Genomic DNA, 14,946 nt, shown 5'->3' on the forward strand with positions numbered 1-14,946 from the left:
CTTGAGGCAGACCATGGATTGCCGCATCGAAATTTTTTACGAGGGTCGATGGCTGGAAGCCGCACACGCCAGCTTCTCGGATGTCGTCAAGAACGGCTTTCGCGCGAATGATTGCGTGTTCGAGTACGACCTCGATTACGCCTTCGGTGCTTCCGCCCTCCCGGTCTCCCTGGCACAACCGGTGGATGCGGACCGCCACGTCCTGCAGGGGTGGCCAGCCTTCCTGTACGACCTGGTCCCGCAAGGGAATGGGCGCAGGTTCCTGCTCGACCGGCTCCAGCTTGCCGACGTCCCTGCCTCTGATTTGCCGCTCCTGTGCGCCGGCGCCTTCAACCCGATCGGGCGCCTGCGGATTCGAGAGGCAGTGGATTACTTCGAACAGCACCAGCAACGCCATGAGCTGGCTACGAGTGGTTTCACCTTCGACGAGCTGCTCGCGCGCGCGCCCGACTTCCACGAAGTCATGATGGTGCACGGCATGCTGGCGGCAGGCGGAACCGGCGTCCAGGGCGTCGCGCCGAAGTACCTGCTGACGCAGGCGACCGACGGCAAATGGTATCCGGATGCGGCGCTTCCCGACGACCGGGCACAGCGTCACTATATCGTCAAGCGTCCGCGCGGTCCCTCGGAAGCCGACCGCAAGGTCTTGCGCAACGAGGTGCGCTACATGGAAGTGGCACAGCGCGTCGGGATCCGCAGCTTCGAACTGCCGTCCCTGCACGAGGACATGCTGTTCATCCCGCGCTTCGATCGGCGTGCGCGGGATGGGCGTGTACAACGCTTCCACCAGGAGAGTACGGCTTCGATCGCCGGCTTGGGCGGCTTCGGCATCCAGGCTGACCAGTTCAAGCTGCTCGACGCGATTCGCCGCGTCGTGGACGAGCCGCTTGAAGACACCATCGAGTTCATCAAGCGCGACGTGCTGAACCTGGCGATGCGCAATCCAGACAACCACGCACGCAACACGGCCGTGCAGACGGTCGATGGCGTGACCCGGATCACGCCCCTGTTCGATTTCGCTCCCATGTACCTGGACCCGGAGGGTATTACGCGCGCTTCACGCTGGTATCACCGGGATTCCGGCAAGGAGTTGCGGGATTGGCAGGACATCCTGGACCATCTGGCCTTGTCCCGGGACGAGCGCCAGCGCGTCGTCGAGGCGTTGGTCCGGTTCGGCGAACAGCTCGGCAAGCTCGCCGACTGCATGCGCGAAGCCGCCATCGACGAAGACATCGTCAACTTCGTCACGCCGAGCATAGCAGCGCAACAAACCCAACTTCTGGCCCTGAGGTAGTCATGAGCAAACGAAAACCGATCGACAAAACACAGGCGCGTGAACGACGTAACCGGTTACTGGCAAGCGCCGCGGCGGCCGACCTATCGATCACCGAAGGGGTGCGCGAAATGCGTGCGATTTCCGGCATGACGCAGGAGGAGTTCGCACAACATCGTGAGGTCAGCGCACGGGTCATCAAGGCATTGGAACTCGGAAATGGAAATCCCACCGTCACTACCCTGAACCGCATCGGAAAGTTTTTTGGTCTGGAAGTCGGCTTTGTCCCTGTCCAGCGCCAGGGCGCACCAAGCCGCAAGGACGCAGAAGAAGCCACCTCGGGGCTGGCGCCCGAGCAGATCCGTAAAATTGCCCAAGAAGTGTTTGCGCTTGGATTTTCCGATGCAATTTTGAAAACATTTGGCCGCGCAAAAAGCGAACTCGTGGCTACAGCTGAGAACTCAGTCGTAGAACAGAAAGACGGTAGCGAATCGGCACAAAAATCGGGTGGCAGCCAGAGAAAACCGCGCTTAACTCGCCGCTCTTGATGCCGCTGCAATAGTGAGGTTTTGCCTCAACACGTGATATATGCATGATGTATCAGCTTTTTTACAATTCCTCCGAACAATTGACTAATAGGTAAAGCTAGAATAGTTTTTCCTATTCCAATTAAAATTTCAGGGGAAATATGATACGTCTGCCCATCGGACTGGCAGCGCTGTGCCTCAGTGCCACCGCTTTCGCCGCCCAGCCTTTCGACGACAAGTTCCGCCAGCTCGACGAGCTGCTGCCGACCCCGGGCGCGGTCCGCACCGCTTCCGGCGCTCCCGGCCACGCTTACTGGCAGCAGCGCGCCGACTACACCATGCGCGCCAAGCTGGACGAAGCGAACCGTTCGCTGACCGGTTCCGGCACCATCACGTACTACAACAATTCCCCTGATACCCTGAAATACCTCTGGCTGCAGCTCGACCAGAACATCTACCAGAAGGATTCGGGCGCCCGTACCACGGCAGCCCTGCCTTCGCGCGAAGCCTGGGCCCAGGCGCGCGGTCCGGAACAGGGCGTGAAGTTCGACGCCATCCGCACCCTGCTCGAAGGGAATACCTTCGACGGCGGCTTCAAGATCAGCAACGTCCGCGACGGCGGCCGCCAGCTGAAGTACACCATCAACGGCACCATGATGCGCATCGACCTGCCGACCCCGCTCAAGCCGGGCGCACGCGTGTCGTTCAGCCTCGACTGGTCCTACAACATCAACGAACAGAAGGTCCTGGGCGGCCGCTCGGGCTACGAGAAGTTCGACGACAAGAACGACCTGTTCGAGATCGCCCAGTGGTTCCCGCGCATGGCGGCCTACTACGACGTCTACGGCTGGCAGCACAAGCAGTTCCTGGGCGCCGGCGAGTTCACGCTGGAGTTCGGCGACTACGACGTGCAGATCACCGTCCCGGCCGACCACATCGTCGCCTCCACCGGTGAGCTGCAGAACCCGGGCGACGTCCTGACCGCCACCCAGCGCGACCGCCTGCGCCAGGCCCGCACCGCCAAGAAGCCGGTCATCATCGTGACCCAGGCCGAAGCGGAAGCCGCCGAGAAGAAGCGCGCCACCGGCACCAAGACCTGGCACTTCAAGGCCAAGAACGTGCGCGACTTCGCGTGGGCGTCGAGCCGCAAGTTCATCTGGGATGCCCAGGGCATCAAGTCGGGCAACGTGGACGTGATGGCGATGTCCTACTACCCGAAAGAGGGCAACCCGCTCTGGGAAAAATATTCGACCGCCTCGATCATCCACACCATCGAACAGTACAACAAGTACTCCTTCGACTATCCGTACCCGACCTCGATCTCGGTGAACGGCCCGGTCGGCGGCATGGAATACCCGATGATCACCTTCAACGGCCCGCGTCCGGTGAAGGACAAGAAGACCGGCGAGCTGACCTACTCGAAGCGCACCAAGTACGGCCTGATCGGCGTGATCATCCACGAAGTCGGCCACAACTACTTCCCGATGATCGTCAACTCGGACGAGCGCCAGTGGACCTGGATGGACGAGGGCATCAACTCCTTCGTGCAGTCGCTGGCCCAGGAAGCCTGGGAAGAAGGCTGGGACGAGATGCGCGGCGACCCGCGCACCATCGTGGGCTATATGCGCAGCCAGAACCAGGTCCCGATCATGACCAACTCCGAGTCGCTCCTGCAGTTCGGTAACAACGCCTACGCCAAGCCGGCCGCCGCGCTGAACGTGCTGCGCGAGACCATCCTCGGCCGCGAACTGTTCGACTTCGCCTTCAAGGAATACGCCGAGCGCTGGAAGTTCAAGCGCCCGACCCCGGCCGACTTCTTCCGCACCATGGAAGACGCCTCGGGCACGGACCTCGACTGGTTCTGGCGCGGCTGGTTCTACACCACCGACCCGGTGGACATCAGCGTCGACGGCATCAGCGAGTACACCATCAGCAGCAAGGATCCGGAAGTCGAGAAGGCCCTGGCCCGTGCACGCAAGCAGTCGGAGCCGATCTCGATCACCGACCAGCGCAACAAGGGCATGCCGCGCAAGGTCGACCAGCAGCCCGAGCTGAAGGACTTCTACAACCAGAACGACGACTTCACCGTCACCAACAAGGATCGCAACACCTACAACGAGACCTACGCCGGCCTGGAAGACTGGGAAAAGGCGCTGCTCAAGGAAGGCAAGCGCTTCTACCTGGTCGACTTCTCGAACAAGGGTGGCCTCGTCATGCCGCTGATCGTCGAAATCACGACCCAGAGCGGCAAAAAGTACATCGAGCGCATCCCGGCCGAGATCTGGCGCTACTCGCCGAAGAAGGTGACCAAGCTGTTCATCTCCGACGAGCCGATCGTGGGCATTACCCAGGACCCGTACTGGGAGACCGCCGACATCGACGTGAGCAACAACTCGTGGCCGGCAAAGGCTACCCCGTCGCGCCTGGAGCTGTTCAAGACCAATCGCGAAGCAGGCACCAACCTGATGCGCGACTTCAACACGAAGCTCAAGCCGGCAGGCCAGAAGGAAGCTGCTGAAGCGCCGAAGGCCGAGTAATCAGCCAGGATTGCTGCACTAAGCGGCAGGGCACCCAGGTGCCCTGCCGTTTGTTTATGAAGATCGAAAGAATGAAAATCAAGCATCTGCAGGCGGCGCTGGCCGCTGCCCTCCTCGCCGGCGCGAGCCACGCTGCGCCCACCTTCGACGACAAGTTCCGCCAGCTCGACGAGCTGCTGCCCACCGCGACCGACACCCGCACCGCCTCCGGCGCCCCGGGCCACCGCTACTGGCAGCAGCGCGCGGATTACCGCCTGCGCGCCACCCTCGACGAGAACAAGCGCTCGATCACGGGTTCGGGCACTGTCACCTACACCAACAACTCGCCGGATACCCTGTCCTACCTGTGGGTGCAGCTGGACCAGAACATGTTCCGCAGCGATTCGGACAACCGCCGCATCGCAGGCCTGCCCTCGCGCGACGCATGGCAGGCGCGCGGCAACGACGGCGTGAAGTTCGACACCCTGCGTTCGGTACTCAACCAGCACCGCTTCGACGGCGGCATCAACGTCACCAGCGTCACGGACGCAGGCGGCCGCCCGCTGCGCCACACGGTCAACAAGACCATGATGCGGATCGACCTGACGGCGCCGCTCAAGCCCGGCGCACGCGTCTCCTTCAACCTGGCGTGGACCTTCAACATTCCTGAGGCGAACGTCGTCGGCCGCCGCACCGGCTTTGAAAAATTCGACGACGGCAACGACATCTACCTGTCCGCCCAGTGGTTCCCGCGCATGGCGGCCTACTACGACGTCAAGGGCTGGCAGCACAAGCAGTACATGGGCGACGGCGAATTCACCCTGGAATTCGGCGACTACGACGTGCAGCTGACCGTCCCGGCCGACCACATCGTCGCCTCCACCGGCGAGCTGACGAATGCCGATGCGGTGCTCACCAGCGCCCAGCGCGAGCGCCTGCGCCAGGCAAGGAAGGCGAAGAAGCCGGTCGTCATCGTGACCCAGGAAGAAGCGGAAAGCGCCGAGAAGTCGCGCTCGAAGGCGACCAAGACCTGGCACTTCAAGGCGAAAAACGTGCGCGATTTCGCTTTTGCATCGAGCCGCAAGTTCATCTGGGACGCCCAGGGCATCAAGAGCGGCGACAAGGACGTGCTGGCCATGTCCTACTACCCGAAAGAGGGTAACCCGCTGTGGGAAAAATATTCCACCGCCGCCGTCATCCACACCATCGAGCAATACAACAAGTATTCCTTCGACTACCCCTACCCGACCGCCATCTCGGTGAACGGCTCGATCGGCGGCATGGAATACCCGATGATCTCGTTCAACGCCGGCCGCCCGGTCAAGGACAAGAAGACCGGTGAGCTCACGTATTCGAAGGGCACCAAGTATGGCCTGATCAGCGTGATCATCCACGAGGTCGGCCACAACTACTTCCCGATGATCGTCAACTCGGACGAGCGCCAATGGACCTGGATGGACGAGGGCCTGAACTCCTTCCTGCAGTTCCTGGCCGAGGAAGCCTGGGAAAACGACTACCCGTCGCGCCGCGGCGAGGCGCGCAACATCGTCGACTACATGCGCAGCGCCAACCAGGTGCCGGTCATGACGAACGCCGAGTCGACCATCCAGCGCGGCAACAACGCCTACGCCAAGCCGGCCACCGCCCTGAACGTGCTGCGCGAGACCATCCTCGGCCGCGAACTGTTCGACTTCGCCTTCAAGGAATACGCCGAGCGCTGGAAGTTCAAGCGCCCGACCCCGGCCGACTTCTTCCGCACCATGGAAGACGCCTCAGGCACGGACCTCGACTGGTTCTGGCGCGGCTGGTTCTACACCACCGATGCGGTCGACGTGAGCATCGATGGCGTCAGCGAGTACACCATCAGTACCAAGGATCCCGAGATCGAGAAAGCCTGGCAGCGCGCGCGCCACAAGGCCGAGCCTACCCCGATGATCGACCAGCGCAACAAGGGCATGCAGCGCCGCGTCGACACCGATCCGGACCTGAAGGACTTCTACAACGAGCACGACGACTTCACCGTCACCAACAAGGACCGCAACGCCTACAACGAGACGATGGCGGGCCTGGAGGACTGGGAAAAGGCCCTGCTCAAGGAAGGCAAGCGCTTCTACCTGGTCGATTTCAGCAACAAGGGTGGCCTGGTGACCCCGCTGATCGTCGAACTCGAACTCAAGAGCGGCAAGAAGATCATCGAGCGCATCCCGGCCGAGATCTGGCGCTACTCGCCGAAGAAGGTGACCAAGCTCTTCATCCTCGACGAGGAGCTCGTCGGCATCACCCAGGACCCGTACTGGGAAACCGCCGACATCGACGTGAACAACAACGCCTGGCCGGCGAAGGTAACGCCGACGCGCCTGGAGCTGTTCAAGACCAACCGTGACGCGGGCAGCAACCTGATGCGCGACTTTAATACGCCGCTCAAGAAGCCCGCCGACGCGAAGCCGCTTGAACAGAAGGCCGCCCAATGAGCCTGCGGCGCTTTCGCTTCAATCTGAAAGCGCTGCTCGCTGCCGCGCTGCTGTGCGTGAGCGCGGCAGCGGGCGCGCACCGCTTCCACATGGGGATCACCGAAGTCGCCTTCAATCCGCGCACGGGCAGCACGGAGATCGTCCACACCTATATGGCGCACGACATCGAGGCCCTCCTCATGAATATGTACCAGCGCCAGTTCGACCTCACCGATCCGGAAGACCAGGAGGTGCTGCGCAAGTACGTCGAGGAGCGCTTCGCGCTCAAGGGAACGGACAACAAGCGCCTGCCGGTGCGCTGGGTCGGCATGACGGCCGATTCGCAGAGCGTCACCATCTACCAGGAACTCGAGAACGCGCCGCTGTCGAAGACGGTCAGCATCCGCCACGGCGTGCTGGCCGACTTCCTGCCGGACCAGGTCAACACGGTCAATCTCAACGACGCGGGCAAGATCCGCTCGCTGACCTTCACCATGAACGCGCCGGAACAGCCGACCGCGCAAGCCGTACAACAACAACAGCAAGCCCAATGACCACGATTCGCATCACTCCCATCGCCGCCGCGCTCGCAGCGCTCTTCTTCCATACTACCGCCAGCGCCGACGACTTCGTCCTGCAGCGCGTGCTGGTCGAAGGTTCGCGCATCAACCAGATCGGCATGACCGACTCGGCCAGCTCCGGCACCGTCAATGCCAAGGACCTGGAAAACCGCACCGTCTACCGCCCCGGCGAACTGCTCGAAGCCACGCCGGGCCTGATCGCCAGCCAGCACAGCGGCGAAGGCAAGGCCAACCAGTTCTACCTGCGCGGCTTCAACCTCGACCACGGCACCGACCTCGCGACCTGGGTCGACGGCATGCCGGTCAACCAGCGCAGCCACGCCCATGGCCAGGGCTGGACCGACCTGAACTTCCTGATTCCGGAACTGGTCACCCGCCTCGACTACCGCAAGGGCCCCTACTCCTCGCTTGATGGCGATTTCGCCTCGGCCGGCAAGGCTTCGCTGGCCTACGCCAACCGCCTGGTGGCGCCGGTCGCAACCGTCACGCTTGGCCAGGACGAATACGCGCGCACGGTGCTGGCCGGCTCGCCGGAAGTCGCCGGCGGCAACCTGCTCTACGCGCTGGAGCTGATGAAGAACGACGGTCCCTGGACCCGTCCGGACGGCTACCGCAAGGTCAACGCCGTGCTGCGCTACAGCCGCGGCTACTCGAACAATGGCTGGACCGTCACCGCGATGCACTACCAGGGCCACTGGAACAGCACCGACCAGATCCCGCTGCGCGCCGTACAGAACGGCCAGCTGGGCCGCTTCGATGCGATCGACCTGAGCGACGGCGGCGAGGCCAAGCGCAGCAGCATTTCCGGCAACTGGCGCCGCACCACCCAGGACGCGGCCACCTCCCTGAACGCCTATGTGATCCGCAACCAGCTCGACCTGTATTCGAACTTCACCTACTTCCTGAACGATCCGGTGAACGGCGACCAGTTCGCCCAGCCGGACCGCCGCGTGACCACGGGCCTGGACGGCAGCCACACCTGGCACGCCTACAAGAGCGCGGACGGCAAGGTCGCTTCCGACATGACGGTCGGCTTCCAGCTCCAGAACGACAATATCTTCAACGGCCTTTACGACACTCGCGCGCGCCAGCGCATCGCGACCACGCGCGAAGACCACATCGTCGAGACCAGCGGCGCCGTCTACCTGGAAAACGCGACCATGTGGAGCGACGCGCTGCGCACCGTGGTCGGCGTGCGCGCCAACCGTTATCGCTTCAATGTCGATGGCGACCGCCTCGAGAACTCGGGCCGCGCCTACGACACGCTGGTGACCCCGACCCTGAGCGTTGCCTACGCCCCCTGGAAGCACACCGAGCTCTACCTGAACTACGGCCACGGCTTCCACAGCAACGACGCACGCGGCACCGTGGCGAGCGTCGATCCGAAGACCCTGGATCCGGTCGACCGCACGCCCGGCCTGGTGCGTTCGCGCGGCATGGAACTGGGACTGCGCACGGTGGCGATTCCGAACATGGAAACCACGGTGTCGGTCTACCGCCTCGACTTCGCTTCCGAGCTGACCTATATCGGCGACGCCGGCAATACCGAGGCCGGGGACCCGAGCCGCCGCCATGGCGTCGAGCTGTCGAACGTCTACCGTGCGAACAAATGGCTGTCGCTGAACTTCGACGCGGCCTATGCGCGCGCCCGTTCGCGTGGCGGCAACCCGGATGGCGACCGGATTCCGGGCGCGGTGGAGGGCGTGGCCCAGGTCGGGCTGACGGTGGACCGCGTGGGCCCCTGGTCGGGCGCCCTGCGCCTGCGCTACTTCGGTCCGCGTCCGCTGATCGAGGACGACAGCGTGCGCTCGCACGCGAGCACCACCCTCAACGGCCGCATCGGCTACCGGATCGGCAAGGACATGCGCCTGGAGCTGGAAGGCTTCAACCTCACGAACCGCCGCGACTCGGCGATCGACTACTATTACGAGTCGCGCCTGGCGAACGAGGCGGCTGGCAGGGAGGACATCCACTTCCACCCGATCGAGCCGCGCACCTTCCGTCTCACTTTCGTCAAGAACTGGTAGGAATTGGGGATGGTCAGACCGGCGGCGTTGAAAAATGCTACGCTAGCCGGATGACTACACGTGAACTGCCCTACACCGATCCGTCGCAGCTGGCGGATGCGCTGCGCGGCGAGGGCTATGCCCTCCTGCGTCCACTCGACGTGGCCCGCCTGGCGGGCTGCACCCTCGACGAGCTGCAGGCCCTGGCCCCGAGCTGGGACCGGCTCGAACTCGACAACTACCTCAAGGACGGCGGCCGCTACCGGCGCCGCCGTCACTCCTGCTTCATCGACGACGGCGAACAGCTCGCACAGACGCCGCACCGCGCGCACTGGCAGCCGGTCGAGTACAACGCCCTGCACGGCGGCATGCACCGCCTGTTCGAACCGGTCGAGCCGGGCACCGTCGCCAACCCGGCCTGGGGCCGCCTGCTGCGCGCGCTCGGCGCCGTCTGTTCGCAGGTGCGCGGCCAGCAACCCTGGTATGTGGAAGCCCACCAGTTCCGCATCGATACCGCCGACGGCATCGGCCGTCCCACCCCGGAAGGCGCCCACCGCGACGGCGTCGACTTCGTCGCCGTCATCCTGATCGGCCGTACCGGCATCAAGGGCGGCGAGACCCGCGTGTTCGAAGCCGATGGCCCGGCAGGCAAGCGTTTTACCATGCTGGAGCCGTGGACCCTGCTGCTGCTGGACGATGCGGCCGTGATCCACGAATCGACGCCGATCCAGCCGCTGGAGGAACATGGGCATCGCGATACCCTGGTGCTGACCTGGCGGGCAGGTTCCTTCCAGGGCGCCGACGCCTGATCTGTAGGGTGGTCGGCTTTGCCGACCGCGCGTTCAACTCCCTGATGAATGGATGCGGCGCGTGCCGTTCACGCACGGTTTGAACGCGCGTTCGGCGGAGCCGAACACCCTACGAAAATCCACAAAAAAAAGCGCCCGCGAACCTTGCGGCTGGCGGGCGATAATCCAATTTCGGAGGAAACTGGAGGAGACAGTTCCAATATAACCCAGTTTTTTGTGCACCGCAATACAGTAGAACTACGTAGCTTGTTTCGTCTGGGAAGCGTTTCCATTTGAGATGGATCAATGTTATTTGTTGCATCGCACAAATTTCACCTTTCCTGCTTCCCGTTCCTGCTCACCGGCCTCTCCCTTTAGCAATATCCCCTTGTAGAGGCCCGCCTCCATCCTCACGAACTGGGCTGGTAAATATCTCCCGGCGCGCGTATCGTATTGCAACTTTGATACACTCCTCAGCTTGACCTGTAGCCTGCCAACGATTATGCCAACCCTCCGCCGTCTTCCCCCAGTTCCCGTGGTCGCCGCCGCCGGCGCGACCCTGTGCTTCGCCCTCGCCCTGGCCATCCCGGAGCGCGCCAGCGCCAAGGACGAGAAGCCCGCCGCGCCGACGCCGGCATTGACCGTCACCACCGGCCTGCCGTCGACCGCCTCGCTGCCGGTCGGCCTGACCGCCAACGGCAGCGTCGCCGCCTGGCAGGAAGCGGTGATCGGCAGCGAGTCGAACGGCCTGCGCCTGAGCGAGGTGCGGGTCAACGTGGGCGACGTGGTCAAGAAGGGCGAGACCCTGGCCGTGTTCGCAAGCGATACCGTGCGCGCCGACGTCGAGCAGGCGCGCGCCGTGCTGCAGGAAGCCCAGGCCAACGCTAGCGCGGCCAAGCTTGATGCCGACCGCGCCCGCAACCTGAAGAGTTCGGGTGCGCTGAGCGAGCAGCAGGTCACCCAATATCTCACCGCGGAACGCACCGCCCAGGCGCGCGTGGCCTCGGCCCAGGCGACGCTCGCCCAGCAGCAGCTGCGCCTGCGCTACGCCACCGTGGTGGCGCCCGACAGCGGCATCATCTCGGCGCGCAGCGCCACCGTGGGCGCCGTGATCGGCCCGGGCACGGAAATGTTCCGCATGATCCGCCAGGGCCGCCTCGAGTGGCGCGCCGAGGTGACTTCGAATGACCTGGGCCGCATCAAGCCCGGCATGCGCGCCCAGGTGCGCGCCGCCAGCGGCGTCGAGATCACCGGGAAGGTGCGCACCGTGGCCCCGACCGTGGACCCGCAGACCCGCCTGGCCCTGGTCTACGTCGACCTGCCGCCTTCGCTGTCCGCCAACGCGCCGCTCAAGGCCGGCATGTTCGCCAGCGGCCGCTTCGAATTCGGCGCCACCAATGCCCTCACGGTGCCGCAGCAGGCCGTGGCCGTGCGCGACGGTTTCAGCTACGTGTTCCGCCTGAACCGCGACAGCCGCGTGAGCCAGCTGAAGGTCACCACCGGCCGCCGCCTGGGCGACCGCGTCGAGATCGTCAGCGGCCTGGCGGCCGATGCGCCCATCGTCATCAGCGGCGCGGGCTTCCTGAACGACGGCGATCTGGTGCGCAACGTGGCCGCTCCAAGCGCCGCGCAGCCGGCACGCCAGGCGGCGCGCTGAGCGGAGACTTCCCATGAACTTCTCCGCACTATCGATCCGCAACCCGATCCCGGCGATCATGCTGTTCGCCCTGCTGACGCTGGCGGGGCTGCTGGCCTTCAAGGCCAACAAGATCCAGGACTTCCCGGACATCGAACTGCCGATCGTCACCGTCGCCGCCACGCTGGAAGGCGCGGCGCCGGCCCAGCTGGAAACCGAGGTCGCACGCAAGATCGAGGATTCGGTCGCCACCCTGCAGGGCGTCAAGAACATCTATACCAAGGTGCTCGACGGCGTGGCCACCATCACCGTCGAATTCATCCTGGAGAAGGACCTCGCCGAAGCCGTCAACGACGTGCGCGATGCGGTGGCGCGGGTGCGCGCCGACCTGCCGCCCGAGATGCGCGAGCCGAGCGTGACCAAGGCCGCCACCGCCGGCCGCGTCGTCGCGACCTTCACCGCCGAAGCGGCCAAGGGCGCGCGCATCGACGACCAGGAACTGAGCTGGTTCGTCGATAACGACGTCTCCAAGCGCCTCCTGAGCGTGCCGGGCCTGGGCTCGGTCAAGCGCGTGGGCGGCGTCACCCGCGAAGTGCGGGTGGAGCTCGACGACGCACGCATGGCCGCCCTGCAGGTCTCGGCGCTGGACATCTCGCGCCAGCTGCGCAACGTGCAGCGCGAGGCGCCGGGCGGACGCGGCGACGTCAGCGGCGCCGAACAGTCGGTGCGCACCATCGCGACCGTGCAGTCGGCGCAGGAACTGGCGCAGATGGACATCCCGCTCACCGATGGGCGCCACGTGCGCCTCGACCAGGTGGCGACTGTCACCGACACCGTCGCCGAGCCGCGCGCCATCGCCCTGCAGGACGGCCGCAAGGTGGTCGGCTTCGAGGTGTTCCGTACCCGCGGCGCGGGCGAAGTCGACGTGGCCGAAGGCGCGCGCGCGGCCGTGGCCCAGCTGCAGAAAGAGAATCCGAACGTCGTGCTGCGCGAGGTGATCGACAACTCGGCGCCGGTACAGGAAAACTTCGACGCCTCGATGGAGATGCTGTACGAAGGCGCGGTGCTGGCGGTGCTGGTGGTGTGGTGGTTCCTGCGCGACTGGCGCGCCACCCTGGTGGCCGCCGCCGCCCTGCCCCTGTCGGCGATTCCGGCCTTCCTCGGCCAGTACCTGTTCGGGTATACGCTGAACATGGTGACCCTGCTCTCGCTGGCCCTCGTGATCGGCGTGCTGGTCGACGACGCCATCGTCGAGATCGAGAACATCTCGCGCCACCTGCGCATGGGGAAAACCCCGATGCAGGCCGCGCTGGAAGCGGCCGACGAAATCGGCATGGCGGTGATCGCCACCACCTTCTCGCTGGTGGCGGTGTTCCTGCCGACCGCCTTCATGGGCGGCATCCCGGGTAAATTCTTCAAGCAGTTCGGCTGGACCGCGGTGCTGGCGATCCTCGCCTCGCTGCTGGTGGCGCGCCTGCTGACGCCGATGATGGCGGCCTACATCCTCAAGCCTTCGAAGCACCATGGCGAAGAGAAGGACGGCGCCATCATGACCCGCTACATGCGCGCCATGCAGTGGTGCCTGCGCCACCGCCTGGTGACCGCGGTCGGGGCCGGCCTGTTCTTCTTCGCCTCGATCGCCCTGGTGCCGCTGCTGCCGACCGGCTTCGTGCCGCCGGCCGACCGCTCCCAGACCCTGATCACGGTCGAGCTGCCGCCAGGCTCCACCCTGGCCGAGACCTATGCCGTGGCCGAGCAGACCCGCAAGGCGGCAATGGGGGTGGCCGGCGTGAAGAGCGTGTTCAGCTCGATTGGCGGCGGCTCCAGCGGCGACGCCTTCGCCCCGGGCGCCGCGGCGGAAGCGCGCCGCGCGGTGCTGACGGTGACCACCATCGATCGCCACGAGCGCGACGTGGGACTTTCCAGCATCGAGAAGGCCCTGCGCGAAAAGGTCGCGCAGATTCCCGGCGCGCGCTTCAACGTGGGCGCCAACGACACCGGCACCAAGATGCAGCTGGTGCTGCGCAGCGAAGACCCGCAGGCCCTGAGCACGATCGCGCGCCAGGCCGAGCGCGAACTGCGCACCCTGCAGGGCATCGGCAACGTCAGCTCGAGCGCCTCGCTGGTGCGACCCGAGATCATCGTGCGTCCGGACTTCGCGCGCGCCGCCGACCTCGGGGTGACCGCCGCCGCGATCGGCGAGACGGTGCGCGTGGCCACGGCCGGCGACTACGACCTGTCGCTCGCGAAGATGAACCTGTCCGAGCGCCAGGTGCCGATCCGCGTCAAGCTGCCCGACAGCGTACGCGCCGACCTCGACGCGCTGGGACGCCTCACGGTCCCGGGCTCGCGCGGCCCGGTGCTGCTGGCGAACGTCGCCACCATCACGATGGAAAGCGGCCCGGCCCAGATCGACCGCCTGAACCGCACCCGCAACGTGACCCTGGACGTCGAGCTGCAGGGCCGCTCGCTGGGCGATGTGAACGCGGAAGCGCGCGCCCTGCCGGTGTTCCAGAACCTGCCGCCGAACGTGCAGATCGCGGAACTCGGCGACGCCCAGGAGATGGCGGCCCTGTTCGCCAGCTTCGGCGTGGCGATGCTGATCGGCGTGCTGTGCATCTATGGCGTGCTGGTGCTGCTGTTCAACGACTTCATGCAGCCGGTGACGATTCTCGCTGCGCTGCCGCTGTCGATCGGCGGCGCTTTTGTTGCCCTGCTGCTGACGCAGAACGCGCTGTCGATGCCGACCATGATCGGCCTGATCATGCTGATGGGGATCGTGACCAAGAACTCGATCCTGCTGGTGGACTACGCGATCCTGGCGCGCGAGGCGGGCATGAACCGCTTCGACGCCCTGGTCGACGCCTGCCACAAACGTTCGCGCCCGATCGTGATGACGACCATCGCCATGGGCGCCGGCATGCTGCCGCTGGCGCTCGGCCTGTCGGGCGACCCGAGCTTCCGCGCCCCGATGGCGATCGCCGTGATCGGCGGCCTGATCACCTCGACCCTGCTGAGCCTGCTGGTGGTGCCGGCCGTGTTCACCTATGTGGACGACTTCGAGCACCTGATGAAGCGCGGGATGGCGAAGCTGCGGCGCAAGCCGGCGTCACACGCGCCGGTGAAGACACCTTCCGATTCGGTGATTTAGTAGGGTGGACGGCTCGGC

Annotated in this window: 9 protein-coding genes; all 9 read left to right on the plus strand. The window is 65.1% G+C overall.

What is annotated here, in order from left to right; translation table 11 throughout:
* Nucleotides 1-13 precede the first annotated feature (13 nt).
* The 9 genes from NX780_RS12775 to NX780_RS12815 all read left to right on the plus strand — a co-directional run bounded on the left by NX780_RS12775 (nt 14) and on the right by NX780_RS12815 (nt 14,928).
* Nucleotides 14-1,294: a type II toxin-antitoxin system HipA family toxin gene (locus NX780_RS12775; protein ID WP_258828250.1), complete on the plus strand. Its 1,281-nt coding sequence runs from the start codon at nt 14-16 to the stop codon at nt 1,292-1,294.
* Between the two features lie 2 nt (nt 1,295-1,296).
* Nucleotides 1,297-1,821: a helix-turn-helix transcriptional regulator gene (locus NX780_RS12780; protein ID WP_258828251.1), complete on the plus strand. Its 525-nt coding sequence runs from the start codon at nt 1,297-1,299 to the stop codon at nt 1,819-1,821.
* 140 nt (nt 1,822-1,961) lie between these two features.
* Nucleotides 1,962-4,337, plus strand: coding sequence for a M1 family metallopeptidase (locus NX780_RS12785; protein WP_258828252.1), 2,376 nt, complete (start codon nt 1,962-1,964; stop codon nt 4,335-4,337).
* A gap of 71 nt (nt 4,338-4,408) precedes the next feature.
* Entirely contained in the window at nt 4,409-6,787 is a 2,379-nt protein-coding gene (locus NX780_RS12790; RefSeq protein ID WP_258828253.1) for a M1 family metallopeptidase, read from the plus strand.
* A complete protein-coding gene (locus NX780_RS12795) occupies nt 6,784-7,320 on the plus strand; it encodes a DUF6702 family protein (RefSeq protein ID WP_258828254.1) in 537 nt (178 codons plus the stop codon). The genes NX780_RS12790 and NX780_RS12795 overlap by 4 nt, the downstream gene beginning before the upstream one ends.
* Nucleotides 7,317-9,374: a TonB-dependent receptor gene (locus tag NX780_RS12800; RefSeq protein WP_258828255.1), complete on the plus strand. Its 2,058-nt coding sequence runs from the start codon at nt 7,317-7,319 to the stop codon at nt 9,372-9,374. The genes NX780_RS12795 and NX780_RS12800 overlap by 4 nt, the downstream gene beginning before the upstream one ends.
* Before the next feature lie 50 nt (nt 9,375-9,424).
* On the plus strand, nt 9,425-10,162 hold the full coding sequence (locus NX780_RS12805; protein ID WP_258828256.1) for a 2OG-Fe dioxygenase family protein: 738 nt from the start codon (nt 9,425-9,427) through the stop codon (nt 10,160-10,162).
* 481 nt (nt 10,163-10,643) lie between these two features.
* Nucleotides 10,644-11,798: an efflux RND transporter periplasmic adaptor subunit gene (locus NX780_RS12810; RefSeq protein WP_258828257.1), complete on the plus strand. Its 1,155-nt coding sequence runs from the start codon at nt 10,644-10,646 to the stop codon at nt 11,796-11,798.
* Between the two features lie 13 nt (nt 11,799-11,811).
* Entirely contained in the window at nt 11,812-14,928 is a 3,117-nt protein-coding gene (locus NX780_RS12815) for an efflux RND transporter permease subunit (RefSeq protein ID WP_258828258.1), read from the plus strand.
* Nucleotides 14,929-14,946 lie beyond the last annotated feature (18 nt).

Source organism: Massilia agri (genome assembly GCF_024753255.1).
In the GTDB taxonomy this organism is placed as follows: Bacteria; Pseudomonadota; Gammaproteobacteria; order Burkholderiales; family Burkholderiaceae_D; genus Telluria; species Telluria agri.